At 66.1% G+C, this 19,182-nt stretch carries 18 protein-coding genes; 7 read left to right on the top strand and 11 right to left on the bottom strand.

What is annotated here, in order from left to right; translation table 11 throughout:
• Positions 1 to 48 precede the first annotated feature (48 nt).
• Positions 49 to 942 carry a LysR substrate-binding domain-containing protein gene (locus IED13_RS13020; RefSeq protein ID WP_191124417.1) on the bottom strand — a complete coding sequence of 298 codons (894 nt, stop codon included), beginning with the start codon at positions 940 to 942 and terminating at the stop codon, positions 49 to 51.
• 108 nt (positions 943 to 1,050) lie between these two features.
• Here IED13_RS13020 and psrA point away from each other — a divergent pair, with 108 nt between their 5' ends.
• From psrA to IED13_RS12995, 5 genes are all read left to right on the top strand, one after another.
• Positions 1,051 to 2,139 (top strand): iron-containing alcohol dehydrogenase PsrA, encoded by a 1,089-nt coding sequence (gene psrA / locus IED13_RS13015; protein WP_191124416.1) that lies wholly within the window; start codon positions 1,051 to 1,053, stop codon positions 2,137 to 2,139.
• Between the two features lie 78 nt (positions 2,140 to 2,217).
• Positions 2,218 to 3,093: a phosphonate ABC transporter substrate-binding protein gene (phnD, locus tag IED13_RS13010; RefSeq protein WP_191124415.1), complete on the top strand. Its 876-nt coding sequence runs from the start codon at positions 2,218 to 2,220 to the stop codon at positions 3,091 to 3,093.
• Positions 3,094 to 3,122: 29 nt separating this feature from the next.
• Entirely contained in the window at positions 3,123 to 3,932 is an 810-nt protein-coding gene (gene phnC, locus IED13_RS13005; protein ID WP_112762913.1) for a phosphonate ABC transporter ATP-binding protein, read from the top strand.
• A 15-nt stretch (positions 3,933 to 3,947) separates the two neighbouring features.
• The gene (gene phnE, locus IED13_RS13000; protein WP_112762912.1) at positions 3,948 to 4,751 is read left to right on the top strand and encodes a phosphonate ABC transporter, permease protein PhnE; all 804 of its coding nucleotides are present in this window, start codon (positions 3,948 to 3,950) and stop codon (positions 4,749 to 4,751) included.
• A gap of 707 nt (positions 4,752 to 5,458) precedes the next feature.
• Positions 5,459 to 6,394, top strand: a complete 936-nt coding sequence (locus IED13_RS12995) for a hypothetical protein (protein ID WP_191124414.1) — start codon at positions 5,459 to 5,461, stop codon at positions 6,392 to 6,394.
• Between the two features lie 565 nt (positions 6,395 to 6,959).
• On the opposite strand, the gene IED13_RS12990 is transcribed toward IED13_RS12995, so the two are convergent.
• Together IED13_RS12990 and IED13_RS12985 are read right to left on the bottom strand one after the other, a co-directional pair.
• Entirely contained in the window at positions 6,960 to 7,982 is a 1,023-nt protein-coding gene (locus IED13_RS12990; protein WP_133562249.1) for an LLM class flavin-dependent oxidoreductase, read from the bottom strand.
• Positions 7,983 to 8,177: 195 nt separating this feature from the next.
• Positions 8,178 to 8,627, bottom strand: coding sequence for a GNAT family N-acetyltransferase (locus IED13_RS12985; protein ID WP_210323607.1), 450 nt, complete (start codon positions 8,625 to 8,627; stop codon positions 8,178 to 8,180).
• 115 nt (positions 8,628 to 8,742) lie between these two features.
• On the opposite strand from IED13_RS12985, the gene IED13_RS28550 reads away from it, so the two are divergent.
• Positions 8,743 to 9,030, top strand: a complete 288-nt coding sequence (locus IED13_RS28550) for a hypothetical protein (RefSeq protein ID WP_210323606.1) — start codon at positions 8,743 to 8,745, stop codon at positions 9,028 to 9,030.
• 202 nt (positions 9,031 to 9,232) lie between these two features.
• Here IED13_RS28550 and IED13_RS12975 read toward each other — a convergent pair whose 3' ends face one another.
• Both IED13_RS12975 and IED13_RS12970 read right to left on the bottom strand, forming a co-directional pair.
• Positions 9,233 to 9,718, bottom strand: a complete 486-nt coding sequence (locus tag IED13_RS12975) for a peroxiredoxin (RefSeq protein ID WP_038360910.1) — start codon at positions 9,716 to 9,718, stop codon at positions 9,233 to 9,235.
• Positions 9,719 to 9,768: 50 nt separating this feature from the next.
• On the bottom strand, positions 9,769 to 10,632 hold the full coding sequence (locus IED13_RS12970) for a protein-disulfide reductase DsbD domain-containing protein (protein ID WP_191124412.1): 864 nt from the start codon (positions 10,630 to 10,632) through the stop codon (positions 9,769 to 9,771).
• Positions 10,633 to 10,806: 174 nt separating this feature from the next.
• On the opposite strand from IED13_RS12970, the gene IED13_RS12965 reads away from it, so the two are divergent.
• Entirely contained in the window at positions 10,807 to 11,418 is a 612-nt protein-coding gene (locus IED13_RS12965; protein WP_191124411.1) for a YqgE/AlgH family protein, read from the top strand.
• 195 nt (positions 11,419 to 11,613) lie between these two features.
• Here the strand turns inward: IED13_RS12965 and IED13_RS12960 are convergent, their stop codons facing one another.
• The 6 genes from IED13_RS12960 to IED13_RS12935 form a co-directional block, all read right to left on the bottom strand.
• The gene (locus IED13_RS12960) at positions 11,614 to 14,514 is read right to left on the bottom strand and encodes an EAL domain-containing protein (RefSeq protein WP_038362283.1); all 2,901 of its coding nucleotides are present in this window, start codon (positions 14,512 to 14,514) and stop codon (positions 11,614 to 11,616) included.
• 116 nt (positions 14,515 to 14,630) lie between these two features.
• Positions 14,631 to 15,230 carry a GNAT family N-acetyltransferase gene (locus IED13_RS12955; protein WP_038360913.1) on the bottom strand — a complete coding sequence of 200 codons (600 nt, stop codon included), beginning with the start codon at positions 15,228 to 15,230 and terminating at the stop codon, positions 14,631 to 14,633.
• A 6-nt stretch (positions 15,231 to 15,236) separates the two neighbouring features.
• On the bottom strand, positions 15,237 to 16,541 hold the full coding sequence (locus IED13_RS12950) for a M16 family metallopeptidase (RefSeq protein WP_038362286.1): 1,305 nt from the start codon (positions 16,539 to 16,541) through the stop codon (positions 15,237 to 15,239).
• A gap of 32 nt (positions 16,542 to 16,573) precedes the next feature.
• Positions 16,574 to 17,989: a threonine synthase gene (thrC, locus tag IED13_RS12945; RefSeq protein WP_191124410.1), complete on the bottom strand. Its 1,416-nt coding sequence runs from the start codon at positions 17,987 to 17,989 to the stop codon at positions 16,574 to 16,576.
• 85 nt (positions 17,990 to 18,074) lie between these two features.
• Complete coding sequence (locus IED13_RS12940) at positions 18,075 to 18,839, bottom strand: SURF1 family protein (protein ID WP_191124409.1); 765 nt, start codon at positions 18,837 to 18,839, stop codon at positions 18,075 to 18,077.
• Positions 18,836 to 19,182 (bottom strand): DUF983 domain-containing protein (locus IED13_RS12935; protein ID WP_191124408.1); only part of this gene is annotated, 347 nt, incomplete at its 5' end. The genes IED13_RS12935 and IED13_RS12940, both read right to left, overlap by 4 nt.

Raw genomic sequence — 19,182 nt, 5'->3', positions numbered from 1 at the left:
CGTCCTTCATGCGACGAAGCCGAAGCCAACATTTCGCCTTCGCGATGATCACTGTTTGGCCGCTACGGCGTCGAAAGCGTCGCGGGCGCGCTGCACGACATCGAGAAACGCCTTGATGACCCGGCTGGACTCGCGCTGTTTCAGCACGACCACATGCGCGTAAGTGTAGACTTCGGCACCTTCGATCCGGATCAGTTTGAGGTTCTCGTCCGGCACGAATTCGGCTTCGGAAACATAGCTGATGCCGAGGCCATGGATCACCGCCTCGCGAATGGCTTCGCGGCTGCCGATCTCCATCATCAAGCGCGGCTTCGTGCCGGTTCTTGAAAGCGCGTCCTCGAAGGCGCGTCGCGTTGTCGAACCCTGCTCGCGCACGATCATCGGCTCGCCCTCCAGCTCCGTCAGCCGGATGGTGTCGCGTTCGGCGAAACGATGGTCGCGGCGCACGAACACGGCGACGGGGTGACGCCTGTAGGGCATGGTCAGAAGGCGGTCGTCTTCGTCGATATAGGCGAGGACGGCCACGTCGCATCGGTAACTGGCGAGATCGTCGAGGACCTCGGCGGAGTTCCCCAGCTTCACGGCGAGCTCGATCTCCGGATAGGCCTGGTTGAAGGCGGCCAGCATCTCCGTGACGTGGAACGGCCCGACGGCGCTGATCGAAAGGCGCCCGGTCCGCAATTCCCGCGTTTCCGTCAGGAAGGCGAGCACCTCGGCTTCCTCGGCGAAAAGCCGGGTGGTGATGGCCAGAAGCTGCCGGCCGGTATCGCTGAGCTCGCGCCGCCGGCCGCGCTTGACGAAGAGCTCGACGCCGAACTCCTCCTCCAGCGCGCCGACCTGCGCCGTCAGGGTCGGCTGGCTGATATGGAAGGCGTCGGCGGCGGCGTTGAAGCCGCCTGAGCCCGCCACGAGATGGAATGATCTGAGCTGAGTATAACGCATAGCAAAAATCTATCCAATCTGATCAAAAAATCAATTTGTCATAAGGTCTGGCTTCGAAGAGCATCCTCGCAACAAAGCCGGCAAGGCGCATCGCGAGGATGGAAACGCATGACCTGGGCGTATTGGAACCCCGTGAAGATCCGGTCCGGCAACGGCCTGCTCGATGAGGTCGCAAGCCTGATCGGTAACCGGCGCTGGGCCCTCGTCACCTATGACCAGCCCATCTTCCGCGAACTCTCCGCCCGCCTGACGGCGGTCGCCGGTGCTCCTGTCGTGTCGATCACCAATATCGAGACCAACCCGGACTGCGCCGACCTCGCGCTGTCTTGCCAGCAGTTCGGCGCGGCCGAGCCGGCCGAGGTGATCGTTGCTCTCGGCGGCGGCTCGATGATCGACGCCGCGAAGGTGCTGGCGGCTAGCGGCGGCGATTTCGAGACGGTGCGCCGCCATCTCGTCGAGAAGAAGCTGCTCGACGAGAGCGCGATCCTTCCGATCATCGCCGTGCCGACGACGGCGGGCACCGGCAGCGAGGTCACGTCCTGGGCGACGGTCTGGGACGCCGCCAATGGCAGCAAGTACTCGCTCGCCCATCCCCGGCTTTATCCGGAGACGGCGGTTCTCGACCCCACCCTGACGGTCGGCGCGCCGCGCGGCCTCACGCTCGCGACCGGGCTCGATGCGCTCTCGCATGCGCTGGAAAGCATCTGGAACGTCAATGGCAATCCGGTCTCCGCCAATTATGCGGTCGAGGCTGCCAGGGAGATCATCGACACCTTGCCGCGCCTGCTGGAGCGCCTCGACGATGTCGAGCTCCGGACGCGGCAGATGCGGGCGAGCCTGCTGGCGGGGCTCGCCTTCTCCAACACCAAGACCGCGCTCGCTCACAATATCTCCTACGACATCACGCTGAAGAGCGGCACGATCCATGGCATCGCCTGCTCCTTCTCGCTGCCGATCGTGATGCGCTGGGCGATGGGCGCTGAGCCGCAATGCGACGCCGCGCTGCGCCGCGTCTTCGGCCCGGACCTCGAAGCGGGCGCCGAGCGGCTCGGCGCCTTCCTGCGCAATCTCGGCGTCTCGACCGACCCCACCGCCTACGGCGTCTCGCCGCCCGAGTGGAACCGCCTCGTCGGCAAGGCGCTCGAAGGCGAGCGCGGTCGCAACTTCATCGGAAGGCAGGCGGCCATGGCCGCCTGAGATCAAGCAAGGGGCAACGGCGCCCGCAACGGTTCACCGGCAGATCAAAAGATCGCCGGATCATCTTGGGAGGATGACATGACCATCACGCGTCGGACGATTTTGAAGAGCTCGCTGGCCGGGGGCACGCTGCTGGCGATTCCGTCTCTGGTTCGAGCAGAGACGAAACAGGTCCGCGTCGGGCTGATACCGTCCGAGGATTCGCGGGCGATGCTGGAATCGAGCCAGCAGCTCCTTGACGCCCTCCAGAAGAACCTCGGCATCCCTGTCCAGGGCTTCGTCGCCTCGGACTATAACGGCGTGATCGAAGCGATGCGCTCGAACCATGTCGACGTCGCCTATCTCGGCCCGTTCTCTTATGTGCTCGGCACCACGGTCGCCGCGATCGAGGCCTTCGCGACCGCCGAGACGGCCAAATCCAGCCGCAGCTACTATCGCAGCCTGATCATCACGCGGAAGGATAGCGGCATCAAGGAGGTCAAGGACCTCAAGGGCCGGACCTTCGCCTTCGTCGATCCCTCATCGACCTCGGGGCATCTCTTCCCGAAGGCCGGCCTGATGAAGCTCGGCTTCGATCCCGAGAAGGATTTCGGCCGTGTCCTCTTCACCGGTTCGCACGACGCCAACGCGCTCGCCGTCGCCAACAAGCGCGTGGATGCGGCGACGATCGCCGACCGCATCTTCGATACGGCCGTGCAGAAGAAGCTGGTCGATCCGGCCGACATCCAGGTCGTCTGGCAGTCCGACCCGATCCCGGAATCGCCGACCTGCTGGCGCAAGAACCTGCCCGAGGATCTGAAGGCGCAGATCAAATCCGCCTTCCTGAACATCCGGGACATCACCTGGGCCGACCAGGGCAAGCTCAACCGCTTCGTCGAGACCAACGATCAGGCCTACGACATCATTCGCGAGACGGCGAAGGTGCTGAAGCTCGATCTCACCAAGATGAAGTAGTCGCGGACGCGACCGGCGGAGAACGCGACATGATCAAGATCGAAGGCCTGAAGAAGTCCTATGCCGGCCGCCCTGTCCTACAGGGCATCGACCTCAGCGTCAAAGCCGGCGAGTTCCTCGTCGTGCTCGGCCCCAGCGGTGCCGGCAAGTCGACCCTGCTGCGCTGCATCAACGGGCTGGCGCAGCCCGATGCCGGGCGGACCGTCATCGACGGCAAGGTGCTCGACCTCAAGCGCGGAGCAGCCGGCAAGCGCCGGGTGGCGATGATCTTCCAGCACCATAATCTGGTGAAGCGCCTGTCGGTGCTGAAGAACGTGCTGGTCGGCCGCATGGCCGGCCTGTCCTCCTTCCTGAGCATGCTGCAGCTCTTCCCGCGGCAGGACGTCGCGATCGCGATGGACTGCCTGGCGCGGGTCGAGCTCGCCCACAAGGCGAATGCGCGCGGCGACCAGCTCTCCGGCGGCGAGCAGCAGCGCGTCGGCATCGCCCGCGCGCTGGCGCAGCAGCCGGCCGTGATCCTCTGCGACGAACCGGTGGCGAGCCTCGATCCCAAGACCTCGCGCATCGTGCTCGGCTACCTCAAGGCGATCTGCAAGGCGGAGGGGATCGCCGTGATCTGCAACCTCCACCAGGTCGATTACGCCGTCGAGTTCGGCGAGCGCATCGTCGGCCTGAGCGGAGGCCGGGTGATCTTCGACGATACGCCCGACCACCTCACCTCCGAGATCGTCCACCAGATCTATCCCGGCCTCGAAGATCCCGGCATCAGCCGCGTGCTCAAGCCGCGTCCGGTGAGCCAGCCCGTGCTGGCGCCGATCATCGCCCCTGCTATCGCCTGACGGGAGGCTAGACCCATGTCCTTCGGAACGCTGCAACTCGTCATTCGCCCGCCGCAGAACCGCTTCGGCTGGTGGGGCGTCGGCGCGATCGCGCTCGCCATCCTCGTCTTCCTGTGGTGGGCCGCGGTCGGCTCCCAGATCAACGCCAGCAACCTCTGGAACGGCATCCCCTATATGTGGGATTTCCTCGTCCGGATGGTGCCGCCCAACCCGGAATTCCTCGAACGCTTGTGGAAACCGGCGCTGGAGAGCCTGCAGGTCGCGGTCTGGGGCACGCTGCTTGGCGTCGTCATCTCCCTGCCGATCTGCTTCTTCGCCGCGCGCAATCTCAGCCCGAGCCCGGCGATCTTCCACGCGACGCGGCAACTGCTGAATTGCCTGCGTGGCATCAACGAGATCATCCTGGCGCTGATCTTCGTCGCCGCCATCGGTCTCGGCCCCTTCGCCGGCGTCCTGGCGCTCGCCATCCACGGCGCCGGCATGCTCGGCAAGTTCTTCGCCGAGGCGATGGAGGATATCGACGAGGGGCCGCTGGAGGCTTTCCGCTCGGCCGGCGTCGGCCCGTTCAAGACCTTCTTCTTCGGCGTGCTGCCGCAGGTCCTGCCGACCTGGCTCGGGACGATCTTCTACCGGCTGGAGACCAATGTCCGGCAGTCCACGGTCCTCGGCATGGTCGGTGCCGGCGGCATCGGCTTCGAGCTCGTCTCCTCGATGAAGCTGTTCAAGTACCAGGACACCGCGACCTGCATCCTTGTCATCCTGGCGATGGTGCTGGTGGCGGACCTTGTTTCGTCCCGCGTCAGGGCGCTGATCCGCTGATCGGCGCCCGCACGAGGAAAGCATTATGACGCTTCACACGAAGATTGGTTCTGGCGTCATTGCGAACGGTCGCAATTATGCGCGCCCGTAGCGTCCGACGGTGGTGATCTGCATGGACGGTGCGGAACCGGCCCATATCGAGGCTGCCAGCGCCAAGGGCCTGATGCCGAACCTCGACCGGATCATGAAGATGTCCCCTTCGGCGGCATCAAGGATTCCGGCCTCGGCTACAAGGAGGGCGTCGTCGAGGCCATGAAGTCCTTCACCAACGTCAAGACATGGTCCATGCCCTGGTTCGCGTGACCTCAGCAGAACAGCGCTGAAACGCCTGGAGCCCTCACGAGGACTCCGGGCGTTTCAGCGTGAGGATTTTGCGATGGGCTGGACCTCTTCCAACAGGCCGAGGTCGCGTGCCGAGCGCCAATCGGCAAGCCAAGCCGCCGACTCCGGATGTGACCTCCCACAAGAATGAGGGAGCCATTCACCGGAAATCCAAAGCCATTCAGGACGGCGGCCGGCAGGACCATTGATCCACCGAGTCCGCCAATAGTCGAAGCGGGGCCAGCAAGGCGCACGCTCGCAACGCGTCGTCCATATGAAGGAAGCGGCACCGGGCTACCTCGGCCATTCTTGCCTGCGCGGCGCGGGGCGCCGGAATGACGCCGTTCCGTAAAATGGCTGCAACATTCTGAACGAAGGAGCTGCATATGCCGCATTTTGTCGGTATTCCGGCGACCGCGAACAGCCCCGGTTTAAGCAGCCTGGCCCTGAAAGATCCTTCAGGAAACGCCGCCGTCGCAGTTTGGGCCGCCGGTATGGATTGGAGGATCCGGCTGTGTGCGCCAGGCAACGCTTTCGTGTCGATGTCCAGCAGCCGTTTTCAATCGCCGCCACCGTACAAAAAAGACGCCAATCTGCACGTCTACTTCATGCTGCGCGGATTGAAGGCCGGAGACAATATTGCTGCATATGACGCGTCCGGCAGGCCGCAAACGGCAGCTCTGCCGATAACGTTTGCTTCCACCGACCGTCCATCGAACAACTTGCCGCCTCGGCCAAGCGTATCTTCTGCCAAGTTGATCCTAAATCCTGCAGGCGCAGAACAAGCAGATCTTAAAACCACGGGCCAAGATTGGGTCAACGGCATCGAAAAGGTGATAAAATATATCCTTGCCAATCAGATGGGCCGTCTGATTGTTAATTTCTTGCCGGGGAACGTTAATATATTCCCGTTCCTGTCTGGGGAGCAAAACGCCAATTCAACCGTTCAGTTTTCGCCGAAAAATTTTTCTGGCAGTTTGGCGCCCGGCGCTCAGCCGAACGAGATCCTCTTCCATGAATTCTGCCACATCGCGGATGGCGTATTGCGAAGTTACGATCCTTTGACAGATCCTGAAACGGGAATAGTTTTCAACTATAGTGGAACTGATTTCTTCTCTGTCAATGCGACAAACGTGTACGCGTCTATGAGAGGCCGGCCATTGAGAAAGGATCATGTCGGCTTCCAAGCCATGCCAGCGAAATTCAAAGACTTCGACAAATTTTGGGATTTGGCGAAGCCTAACCTGGACAAGCTCAGAGCGGCCAAACCCATTTTATACGGACAGGTGAGCGCCATTGACGCGCCTTGGAACCCGTTCTGATTGGAAGGCGGGTAGGGGCCGAAAGCCGAGCTGTTTGAGAGGCGCTGGCCCTGCCGGGGCGGTCGCCGTCGAAAACTTATCCCCGCCTTCCAACGCCCGCCTATCCTTGGCCCACCTCATCCCCGAGGGGCAGCCATCCGGAGGCATGTCGTATGGCGGGATGAGGTCGGCGCCTGCGGCTGGCTTTGCACGCCAGACTCGGGAGGCTTCGGGGCACCGCCCTGGGGGGTACTACGGCCCTGTGCGAGGAGCTCGCTGGAAGGCTCGGTGGCAACGGATGGGTGGTGCGACGACGCGACAACCCGATGAGGGGAACTGGCGTCCGAGTTCGCCTTTCCCGACCCGCAAAGCCATATAAGCGCGGCCCGGAGATTTAAGAACGCCGATAAGCGGAGCGCCACGGGGCGTGCGGAGGGTGGCTCAATCCCTCCGCGCCGCATCCTGGCTCAATGGAAGCGGCCTGATACCCAACCGCGCCTCGCGGCGCTCCGCTGCCCCTCACCACCACCGAACGCGGCAACGCGGGCGGTGAAGGTGCGTGCGCGGGGTGCCTGTGGCTTTTGCCTCAGCGCCAGCCGAGCGGCGGCGCGACATGCTTCAGGATCGCCTCGATCACATGGGCGTTGTAATCGACGCCGAGCTGGTTCGGCACGGTGAGCAGCAGCGTGTCGGCCTCGGCGATCGCCTCGTCCCGTGCCAGCTCCTTGACGAGCTTGTCCGGCTCCGCCGCATAGCTGCGGCCGAAGATGGCGCGGGTGGTGTCGTCGATGAAGCCGATGGAATCGTCGCCCTCATTGCCGCGGCCGAAATAGGCGCGGTCGCGGTCATCGACCAGGGCGAAGATGCTGCGGCTCACCGAGACGCGCGGCGTGCGGCTGTGCCCGGCCTCCTTCCAGGCTTCGCGGTAGGCGCGGATCTGCTTCGCCTGCTGGATGTGGAAGGGCTCGCCGGTCTCGTCGTTCTTCAGCGTCGAGCTCTGCAGGTTCATGCCGAGCTTGGCGGCCCAGATGGCGGTGGCGTTCGAACCGGCGCCCCACCAGATGCGCTCGCGCAAGCCCTCGGAATGCGGCTCGAGCCTGAGCAGCCCTGGCGGGTTCGGGAACATCGGGCGCGGATTGGGCTTAGCGAAGCCTTCGCCGCGCAGCACGTCGAGGAAGACCTCGGCATGGCGGCGGCCCATATCGGCATCGCTCTGGCCTTCCGCGGGCTGGTAGCCGAAATGGCGGAAGCCATCGATCACCTGCTCGGGCGAGCCGCGGCTGATGCCGAGCTGGAGCCGCCCGCCGGCGATCAGATCGGCGGCGCCGGCATCCTCGGCCATGTAGAGCGGGTTCTCGTAGCGCATGTCGATCACGGCGGTGCCGAGCTCGATTCGGCTCGTCTTCGCCCCGGCCGCCGCTAGCAGCGGGAAGGGGGAGGCGAGCTGCCGGGCGAAATGATGCACGCGGAAATAGGCGCCGTCCGCGCCGAGCTCCTCCGCTGCGACGGCGAGATCGATCGATTGCAGCAGCGTGTCGCCGGCCGAGCGCGTCTGCGACTGGGGCGAGGGGGTCCAGTGGCCGAAGGACAGGAAGCCGATCTTCTTCATGACGTCACGCCTCTGAGGGAGCGCGGGCGATGCCGCGTTCGGGGAGCGGATTGACCGACGACACGCTACGCAACGCGCCGCAGGAAAGCATGCCCCTCATATAGGCGAGCGGTGGAAGATCGGGATTGCGCCGGCGCAAATATGGCTCTGCGTCGGCGCAGTCGAAATGCTCGCGCCTGCAAGCGGCGGCGTGGCTCAGCCGAGCGGCTGCCGGTAGACGATGAAGCCCGATTTGTCGGCGACCTTGTTGTAGAGCTCCTGCGCCTGGAGATTGGTTTCATGCGTCTGCCAGTAGACGCGGAAGCAGTTCTTCTCGCGGGCCATCTGGTTCACGGCCTCGATCAGCTTGCGGCCGACGCCGGTTCCGCGCGCCTCGGGAACGGTGAAGAGATCCTGCAGATAGCAGATGTTCCGTTCGCTCCAGGTCGTGCGGTGGATCACCCAGTTTGTCATGCCCAGCGCCTTGTCGCCCTGGAAGGCGATGAAGCCGCCCATCGGCTCCGTGCCGCCGGTCAATCGCCCGAAGGTGACGTCGTCGAGCTCGGCGGGAAGCGTCGATTTGTAGAAGGTCAGATAGCCATGCCAGAGCGGGGTCCAGGCGGCGCGGTCGGTGGCAGCAAGCGGGCGGATCGTGATCTCAGGCATCGGCATCTTCCTCCAAGGAGGAAGCTAGCGCCTGCCTGGTGCCTTGTCTCATGACAAGCCGAGATCGGAAGGATCAACGGAAGGGTGTGCGGCTGTGGGAAAGCGAGGCGCAGACTTGGCGGCACTGGATTCGGCACCATCTATCCCTGCGACCAAATTCGTCGCGATCGCTGCTATAGATGGCGCGAATGCCGAAGATGTCCCGGCAGAGCAGGAGCACATTGTGACCGAGCGATTTGAACGGCATCGCCAACCCTGGACACATGAGGAACTTGAGAAGCTAAAGTTGCTCGCCAAGAAGGGCATGGCACTGAAGGCGATTTCGAAAGCGATGACCCGTAGCGAGGAATCCATCAAGGACCGCGCCAAACTCGATGGAATTGGGATCGCCAAGCTCCGTTAGTCGGGCTCACGGCAAGGCCTTGGGCCCAAAGCCGAGGTCCGTTCCTGGTGCGATGGCGATACCCCGAGCGGCGCTCCATGAAACCCGGCCATCCATCCCGCTCTAGGCATTCGCCGTGCCGAACGGCTTGACCTCCGACGCCCAACAAAAAGCCCGCACGATTGCATCGTGCGGGCTCGATAATTTTCGGTCGCGAAGTGCCTCAGAGCTGGCCGAGCATCGTCTCGGCGCCGGAGGCCTCGGCCTTGCCGGCGGCTTCCTCGACATTGAGCGCCTTCACCACGCCGTCCTCGACGATCATCGAGTAGCGCTGCGAGCGGGTGCCGAGGCCGAAGCCCGAGCCGTCCATCGACAGGCCGATCTCCTTGGCGAAATCGGCGTTGCCGTCTGCGAGGAACTCGATCACGCCGGCGCCGCCAGTGGCCTTCGACCAGGCGTCCATCACGAAGACGTCGTTGGTCGAGGTCACCATGATGGCGTCGACGCCCTTCTCCTTGATTTCGGCCGCCTTGCCGACATAGCCGGGCAGATGGTTGCGATGGCAGGTCGGGGTGAAGGCGCCGGGCACGGCGAAGAGAACGACCTTCTTGCCCTTGAACAGCTCGTCCGTCGTCCTGGCCGCGGGGCCGTCTGCGGTCATGATCCGGAACGTCGCCTGCGGAAGCTTGTCACCCACCTTGATGGTCATGCGCCTGTTCTCCAGAAAGCCCGCGGCATCGACGCCGCCCGGTTCAGGGCTTACGGCTTGGCGGCGGGGATGTCGAGGTCGAGCCGCGTCTCCACCGGCTTGGGCGAGCCGCGCACGGTGAAGATCAGCGGGATCGGCCCGGCGACGCCCTTGGGCCGGTCGTTGATCCTGATCCTGGCCGTGACGGTGCCGTCGGCCTCCGGCGTCAGATGGGTTTTGCCGAAGGACCACATGCCGGGACCCTCGACGAAGATGTCCTCGACCTTGCCGCCGGGCGGCGTCTGCAGCACGAGCTTGAGGCCGGGATCGACGACGGTGTCGTCGAGCCCGACGTCGAGGAGGGCGAGCTTGCCGTTATGCGGCCCCGGCTTCACCGGGACGGGAACGCGCGCCTCGTAGCTCTCCAGGCGCGGCGAGGTCACGGTCGTCACGCCCGGTTCGAGCCACAGGCTGGCCTCGCCCCTGGCGGGGATGCAGATCTTCTCGCAGACCGCATAATCGAGCTTGAGCACGACCATGACCGGCCGCGACGGATCGACCGGCTGGACCGATATCGGGATCACCACCTCGCCGACATAGCCGATCGAATAGCCGGCCGAGTCCTGGAAGCGCTCCGGCACCGGCCAGCGCACGTCGAGCCCGCCGATATTGGTCGACCCGCTCCAGTCGAAGGCGGGCGGCACGCCGAACTCGCCGGGGGTGCGCCAATAGGTCTTGAACCCCGGCGACATCACGATCTCGACGCCGACGCGCTGCTTGCCGGTCGGCGTGGTCGGGCCGGCGATGAGACGCAGTCTCGCATGCTCGCCGGTCGACCAGGGCGACGTGGCGGCTTCGGTCGTGGCGTCCTGCGCCTGGGCGACCGTGCCGAAGGCGAGAAGGGCGAGGGCCAGCAGGGGAAGGATCCGGATCACAGCTTTGCCTTAACCAGTGCCAAGCCGAAAAGCGAACAAAACCTCTGCCTCTCACATGATTGCGACGACAAACCGGGGCCGGATCTTCGTCGAAGAATGGGGCGCAATCGCGATGCCGGCTTTTTATGCCCGATCGGCGTTTCCCGTGCGCGGGAAGTGATCTAGCATGGCGGCATGAAGATCGGCCCCCAAACGCGCCTCGGCAGCCGCAGCTATCTCGACGGGCAGTGCCTGATCGCGATGCCCGGCATGACGGACACGCGCTTCAGCCGCAGCGTCGTCTATGTCTGCGCCCATTCCGAGGACGGGGCGATGGGCATCATCGTCAACAAGCCGGCTGCGGATACGAAATTCCCGGACCTTCTCGTCCAGCTCGACGTGATTCCGTCGGAGGAAATCATCCGCCTGCCGAGCCGGGCGGAGAAGATGCAGGTGCTGCGCGGCGGCCCGGTCGAGACCAAGCGCGGCTTCGTCCTGCACACCGCCGATTTCTTCCTGGAATCGGCGACCTTGCCGATCGACGACGGCATCTGCCTCACCGCGACGCTCGACATCCTCAGAGCCATCGCCGTCGGCACCGGGCCGGAGAGCGCGGTGCTCGCCCTGGGCTATGCCGGCTGGGCGGCCGGGCAGCTCGAGGCCGAGATCCAGTCCAATGGCTGGCTGCATTGCGAGGCCGATCCCGCGCTGCTCTTCGATGAGAGCGTCGAGACGAAATACCAGCGCGCGCTGGGCAAGATCGGTATCGATCCGGCTTTCCTGTCGCGCGAGGCCGGGCACGCGTGAAGGTCCGGCGTCATGCTCGGGCTTGACCGTCTCCTGGCTGTCCACGGAACCACGGAGCCATCCCGGGCTTGACCCGAGATCCATGCCGGAACTCTTCCGGTTGATGCTCAGGCATGGATCCCGGATCTCCGCTTCGCTGCGTCCGGGATGACCCTGCTTCTTCGTCGTCTCTTCCGAGGGGCGTCAGCTCCAGCTTTACGCCGCTTCGGTCGCTGCGGCCGTCGCGCCCATCAGGCGGCGGGCTTCCGCCGCCGTCATCGGCTGGCCGAAGATGTAGCCCTGCGCATACTGGCAGCCGAGCTGGTAGAGCTCGATCGCGTCGGACTCGCTCTCGGCTCCTTCCGCGACGACATCCATGTTGAGGTCGGAGGCGAGCTGCACGATCGAGCGCAGGATCACGGGCGGGCGGCCATTGCCCATCTGCCGCACGAAGCTCTGGTCGATCTTGATCGTGTCGAAGGGGAAGCGCTGGAGATAGGACAGCGAGGAATAGCCTGTCCCGAAATCGTCGAGCGAGAGGCCGGCGCCGAGATCGCGGATGCGCTGCAGCATCTGCGCCGCATATTCCGGGTTCTCCATCACGAGGCTCTCGGTGATCTCGAGCTTGAGCGTGCCGGGCAGCACGCGCCGGCGCCCGAGCACGGTCTTCACGTCATGCAGCAGGTCGTGCCGCAGGAGCTGGCGGCTCGACACGTTGACGCTGGCGAAGATCGGCGGATCGACCTCGAGCGCGGCCTGCCAGGCCTCGAGCTCGCGCGCGGTCTTGTCCATGACGTAGATGCCGAGATCGACGATGAGCCCGGTCTCCTCGGCGATGGCCAGGAAGTCCTGCGGCATCAGCCGGCCTTCGCGCGGATGGTCCCAGCGCACCAGCGCCTCGAAGCCGGCGATGGTCCGGTCCTCCAGCCTGACGATCGGCTGGTACATCACCTGGATCTCGTTGCGCTCGATCGCCTTGCGCAGGTCGCTTTCGAGCGCGAGCCGGTCGTTGCGGTCTGTCCGCATCGCCGGGACGAAGATCTCGATCCGGTTGCCGCCCTGGCGCTTGGCATGGGCCATGGCGAGCTCGGCGTTCTTCAGCGCGTCGTCCTTGCGCGCGGCGGACGGGGCGTCGAACAAAGCGAGCCCGATCGAGGGCGTCAGCACGATCTCGCGCTCGGCATAGGTGATCGGCGTCGAGACGGCGCGGCGCACGAGTTCGGCCAGCGCCAGGATGCGCTCGGGATCGCGCTCCGAGACGAGGATCATCGCGAAGGTGTCGCCGCCGATGCGGGCCAGCGTGTCCTGCGCCCGGAGCAGCCGGCCGAGCCGGCGCGCCAGCGTCAGCAGGATCGAGTCGCCGGCCGAGAAGCCGACCGATTCGTTGACCTGCTTGAAGCGATCGACATCGATGACCAGCACGGTCGGGCGGATATTGTCGTCGGCACGGGTGAAGCCGAAGATCGCCCCGAGCCGGTCCTGGAACAGCTTGCGGTTGGGCAGGCCGGTCAGGTTGTCGTGCACGGCGTCGTGCAGCATCCGTTCCTGCGCCGTGCGCTGGTCGGTGACATCCGCCAGCGTGCCGATGACGCGGATGACCTCGCCATCCGAGCCGAGCACCGGACGGGCCTTGATGTTGACCCAGTGATAGGTGCCGTTCGCGGCGCGCAGGCGCACGTCGAGATTGAGCTTGCCGCGCCGCTGTTCCAGCACCGCGTCGAGCGTGACGCGGTAGCGGTCGCGGTCGGCGACATGCATGTGTTCCAGCCAGCGGGCGGCTGAGCCTTCGAGCGAGCCCTTGGCCAGGCCGAGCAGGGCCTCGATCTGCGGCGAGACGAAGATCTTGTCGCCGCTGACGTCCCAGTCGAAGACGAGATCGCCCGAGCCCGAGAGCGCCAGCGCCCGCCGCTCGGTGTCGGAGACCAGACCGTGCGAGATCGCGCCGCCGGCGAAGGCGTGCTGGATCACGGTGAAGCCGATCAGCAGCACGATCAGGACGAGGCCGCCGAGCAAGGCGGGCGCGACGAGATCGCGTTGAAACTGCCCGGTCACGGTGAAGCCGGCCGCCGTCACCCAGACGGCGAGCAGGAACCAGGTCGGGATCAGCATCACCGCCCGCTCATAGCCATGGGTCGCCAGATGCACCACGAGGACGAAGCCGACGGCAGCCACGGCCGCGATCGAGATGCGGGCGATGCCGGCCGCCATCGGCGCGTCGAAGACGGCAAGCCCGACGAGGCCGGCGAGGCCGAGAATCCAGACGATGGTGACGTGGCCGTAGCGGACATGCCAGCGCGACAGGTTGAGATAGGCGAAGAGGAAGACGAGCAGCGTCGCCGCCAGCACCACCTCGGCGCCGGCGCGATAGATTCGCTCGATGGCCGGTGTGAGTGGGAAGAGCCGCTGGAAGAAGCCGAAATCGAGCCCGGCATAAGCCAGCACCGCCCAGGCCAGCGCCGCCGCAGCCGGGAAGATCACCGCGCCCTTGACCACGAAGATGATGGTCAGGAACAGCGCCAGCAGGCCGGCGATGCCGATGATGATGCCCTTGTAGAGCGTCAGCCCGTTGGTCTTCTGGCGATAGGCGTCCGGCTCGTAGAGATAGAGCTGCGGCAGGTTGGGCGATTTCAGCTCGGCCACGAAGGTCACGGTCGTTCCCGGATCGAGCGTGATCAGGAAGACATCGGCATCGGGGCTGGCCTCGCGGTCGGGCGAGAGGCCCTGGCTCGCCGTCACCGCCTCGATGCGCCGGTCGCCGAGATCGGGCCAGACCACGCCCGATCCGATCAGCCGGTGGAAGGGCGCGACCAGCAGCCGGTCGATCTGCTCGTCGGAATCATTGGTCAGCGCGAAGACGATCCAGTCCGGCCTGGCGCCGGATTCGCGCGCCTTCACCGCGATGCGGCGCACGATGCCGTCCGGCCCCGGCGCGGTCGAGATCTGGATGACGTCGCCGTCGGATTTGTTGCGCTCGACGATGTGGGTGAGGTCGATGACCGGCGCGTCGACCGGCACGCGGACGGCGTCGACGGCGTTTGCCGGCCCGATGCCGGCGCAGCAGAACCACAAGGCCAGACCGGCGACGGCGAGGCCGATCCGGAGAATTCGCTCGGAGATGGACAAGCTGCGCTCGGCTACCAGGCGGGATATGATCGTTCGATATTGAAGCAAAAGTCCTATCGGCCGCTCGTGGCGAGGGCAAGGCAGGGCGCGCCTGCCGTCCACTGCCGCGGTCAACGGCTTGCCCCCGGCAGGCGGTCGTTGGAAAGGGCGGCATAGAGCAGGTGATCGGCCCAGACGCCGTTGATCTTGAGATAGGCCCGCGCCAGCCCTTCGGGCTGGAAGCCGACACGCTCCAGCAATCGTCGCGACGGCTCGTTATTGGGCAGGCAGGCCGCCTCGACGCGGTGGAGCGCCAGTTCAGAAAAGGCGAAGCGCAGCGCCCCGCGCACGGCCTCGGTCATGTGCCCTTTGCCGGCATGGCGCTGGCCCATCCAGTAGCCGAGCGTACAGGCCTGCGCGACGCCGCGCCGGATCAACCCCAGCGTCAGCCCGCCGAGCAGGGTTTCGCTATGGCTCTCGAAGATGAAGAGCGAATAGGCCTCGTCCGTGGAGATCTCGCGCGCGGCGCGCTTGGCGCGCAGCCGGAAGGCGTTGCGGGTGAGGTCGTCCTCGTTCCAGGTCGGCTCCCAGGGCGCCAGGAATTCGCGGCTTTCCATGCGCAGCACCGCCCAGGTGGCGAAGTCGTCGATGGATGGCGCGCGCAGGTAGAGATTCGGCGTCCGGATCAGCGGGCGGCTCTGCGGCTCGCTCGGGAAACGGAAGAGTGCCATCGCCGGTCAGTCCGCCGCTCGCGCCGCCTGGCGCAGTCGCTTCGCCGGCGGCAATCCATGGAGGGGGCCGATCGCCGCGATGGTCGGCTGGTGGCCGAGCAGCGAGCGGCCGGCATTGCGCACATCCGCCAGCGTCACCGCGTCGAGCCGTGCCGCAAGCTCCTCGCGCGGGATCGCCCGGCCGAACAGCAGCACCTGCCGCGCCATCTGCTCGAGCTTGCCGCCCGGGCTCTCGAGCGAAGCCAGCAGCCCGACCTTCATCTGGGCGCGGGCGCGCGCGACCTCGACCTCGGTCACGTCTTCCGCCGCCTGCCGCAGGCAGCCGAGCGCGACCTCGATCAGCTCATTGGCATCCTCCGGCGCGGTGCCGGCGCCGATGCCGAAGACGCCGCAATCGGAGAAGGGCCAGTGGAAGGCGTCGATGGCATAAGCGAGGCCGCGCTGTTCGCGCACCTCCTGGAACAGCCGCGACGACAGCCCGCCGCCGAGCACGGAAGCGAAGATCTGCAGCGGATAATGCGCCCCTTGCGCGAAGGGCAGGCCGGGCAGGCCGAGCACGAGATGCACCTGCTCCTCGTCGCTGCCGATCCGCGCCTCGCCGCCGCGATACTCGCCGGGCTCGCGGATGAGCGGCACCGCCGGCCGCGCGGGCAGGGCGGAGAGATGCTTGCGGGCGAGCGCGACGAGCTCGTCATGGTCGACGGCGCCGGACGCCGCCAGCACCATGTTCCCGGCATGGTAGTTCCGGGCGAGATAGGCGCGGATGGCGTCGGGCGTGAAGCCCTTCACCGTCTTGGCCGTGCCGAGGATCGGCCGGCCGATCGGCTGGTCGGGGAAGGCGGCTTGCAGGAAGCGATCATAGACGAGGTCGTCCGGCGTATCCTGCACCGCCGAGATCTCCTGCAGGATCACGCCCTTCTCGCGCTTCAGCTCCTCCTCGGTGAGGGCCGGCGCGGTGACGATGTCGGCGAGGATGTCGACCGCGAGCGCAAGGTCGGCGCCGAGCACGCGGGCGGTGTAGCAGGTGTATTCCACGCTGGTCGCCGCGTTGAGGTCGCCGCCGACGCTCTCGATTTCCTCGGCGATCTGCAAGGCGCTGCGCCTTGCCGTGCCCTTGAAGGCCATATGCTCCAGAAGATGGGCAAGGCCATGCTCATGGGGCAGCTCGTCGCGCGAGCCGGCCCCGATCCAGATGCCCAGCGAGACGGTCGCCGCATGCTCCATATGCTGCGAAACGATCCGCAGCCCCGAGGGCAGGGTGGTCAGGCCGACATCGGGATCATGCGCGCCGCGGCTTTCGTCGGGAGCCACGATCTCGGCCAGCTCGGCGGGCGCGGCCACGCTCACGCCGCGGCCCCCCGCACGGCGCGGGCATGCTCGCGCACGAAGGTCTCGATCGCCGCGAGGTCGTTCGGCAGCAACGTAACCCGCTCCTTGCGCTCCATCAGATCGGCGAGATGCGCCGGAAGCACCGGCTCGACGCCGCTGGCCGCTTTCACGGCGGCCGGGAACTTGGCCGGATGGGCGGTGCCGAGCACGATCGTTGGCGTTGCCGCGTCGCGGGCGAGCTTCTGGCGGGCGGCGCCGATGCCGATGGCGGTGTGCGGATCGGCGAGGTAGCCGCTCTCGGTCCAGGTCTGGCGGATCTCGGCGGCGATTTCGCTCTCGCTGAGCGCCGTCGCCTCGAACTCGCTGCGGATGCGGGCGAGCGGCTCGGGCCCGATCTCGAAGCGGCCGGACTGCTGCAACGATTGCATCAACCGCCGCACGGCGGCGCCGTCGCGCCCATGCGCCTCGAACAGCAGCCGCTCGAAATTGGAGGAGATCTGAATGTCCATCGAAGGCGAGGTCGTCGCCTGGACGCCACGCATCTCGTAGACGCCGCTCGCCAGCGTGCGGGGCAGGATGTCGTTGCTGTTGGTCGCGATCGTCAGGCGCTCGACGGGCAAGCCCATCCGCTTGGCGACCCAGCCGGCGAGGATGTCGCCGAAATTGCCGGTCGGCACTGCGAAGGACACCTTGCGGGCGGGCGCGCCGAGCGAAACCGCCGCCGTGAAGTAATAGACCACCTGCGCGGCGATGCGCGCCCAGTTGATCGAATTGACGCCGGACAGGCCGATCTCGTCGCGGAAGGCGTGATGGTTGAACATCGCCTTCACCAGGTTCTGGCAGTCGTCGAAGGTGCCTTCGACCGCGATGGCGTGGACGTTCTCCGCATCGACCGTGGTCATCTGCCGGCGCTGCACGTCCGAGACACGGCCCTGCGGATAGAGGATGAAGACGTCGACGCTCTTCAGCCCCTTGAAGGCGTCGATGGCTGCGCTGCCCGTATCGCCGGAGGTCGCGCCGACGATGGTGGCGCGCTGGTCGCGCAGCCCGAGCGTGTGGTCCATCAGCCGGCCGAGAAGCTGCATCGCCACGTCCTTGAAGGCGAGCGTCGGGCCGTGGAAGAGTTCGAGCACGAAGAGGTTGTCGCCGATCTGCGTCAGCGGGCAGACGGCCGGATGCCGGAAGCCGGCATAGGCGTCGTGGATCATCCGGCCGAGGGCCTTTGGCTCGACATCCCCATCGCTCAGCGCGCCGATGACCCGCTCCGCCACGGCGGCATAGGGCTTGCCGGAAAAGCCGGCGATCTCGGCGGCGTCGAGCGTGGGCCAGCTCTGCGGCAGATAGAGCCCGCCGTCGCGGGCGAGCCCGGTCAGGAGCGCGTCGGAAAAGCTGAGCGCCGGGGCTTCGCCCCGGGTGGAGACATGCAGCACGGTCTTGGGCCTCTTTGATCTATATCTGATGCTATAGGCCGGTCTGCTGCTTTGGGCAAAACCGTTTGATGTCGATCCTGCGGTCTCAGGCCGAGCCGGTGCCTTTCCGACCCTGCCAGGCATAAGCTCCGAACACCCCGACCAGCGTCAGCGCGAGCGCGAACCAGGTCAGCGCATATTGCAGGTGATTGTCGGGAATGCGCCCGATCAGCTCGCGCACATCGACGCCGGCCGGCGGCGTCAGCCCGTCACCCTCGCGCTCGGCCTCCAGATAGAAGGGCGCCGGCGGCAGGTTGAGGGCGGCGGCGATGGCCGCGGGGTCGCGGGTGTAGAACTCGCGGATCGCCGGGAGGTCCGCCGGCGTGAAGGCATTGCGCGTCTCGGGCGCGCGCAGGAAGCCGCGGATCGTGTCGGGGCCGGAAGCGGGACGGATCTGCCCGAATTTGCTTTCGGGGACGAAGCCGCGATTGACGAGGATGACGCCGCCATCCTCCAGCCTGAAGCCCTGAAAGATCCAGCGCCCGAAGCCGGAGAGCTGGCGTGTTCCCGGCGGTCCCGCCGCGATCGTGGTGCGCACGCCTGCGACATGCTCGTCGGCATAGCTGCCCTTGGCGACCACATGGGTCAGGTCGAGCGCACCGGCGTCGAGCTTCGCCCAGTCGGTGCTCGGCGGCATCGGCGCTGGGGCGCCCGCGGACTGGGTTTCGAGCCGGTCGATATAGGCGCGCTTCTCCTGCATCCGCTCGAGCTGCCAGGTGCCGAGCCCGCAAAGCACTACGGCGCCCAGAACGGTCAGGAGCCCCGGCAGCAGCAGGCCGGATCTCTTCGCCTTGGCTGACGGAGAGGTCACTTCTCGCGCCTGCCTTCCTCGGCCTTGTTGACGTATTGCAGCGCCACCGCGAGGCCCTTCATCGGCCGCAGCAGCGCGAGGCAGATGGCGATCGCGAGCGGCAGCCAGATGGCGAGATGCAGCCAGATCGGCGGCTCATAGGCGATCTCGACATAGAGCGCCGCCCCCAGCACCACGAAGCCTGCGATCAGCATGATGAACACGGCCGGCCCGTCGGCGGAATCGGCAAATTTGTAGTCGAGCCCGCAGGCGCTGCAGCGCGGCTTCAGCTTGAGGAAGCCGTCGAAAAGCGCGCCCTCGCCGCAGCGCGGGCAGCGCCCGGCGAGCCCCGTCGCATAGGGGG

The sequence above is a fragment of the Allobosea spartocytisi genome (genome assembly GCF_014764685.1).
In the GTDB taxonomy this organism is placed as follows: domain Bacteria; phylum Pseudomonadota; class Alphaproteobacteria; order Rhizobiales; family Beijerinckiaceae; genus Allobosea; species Allobosea spartocytisi.
Note: the sequence above shows the minus strand (reverse complement) of the source record. Positions and strands in the feature narration are given on the sequence as shown.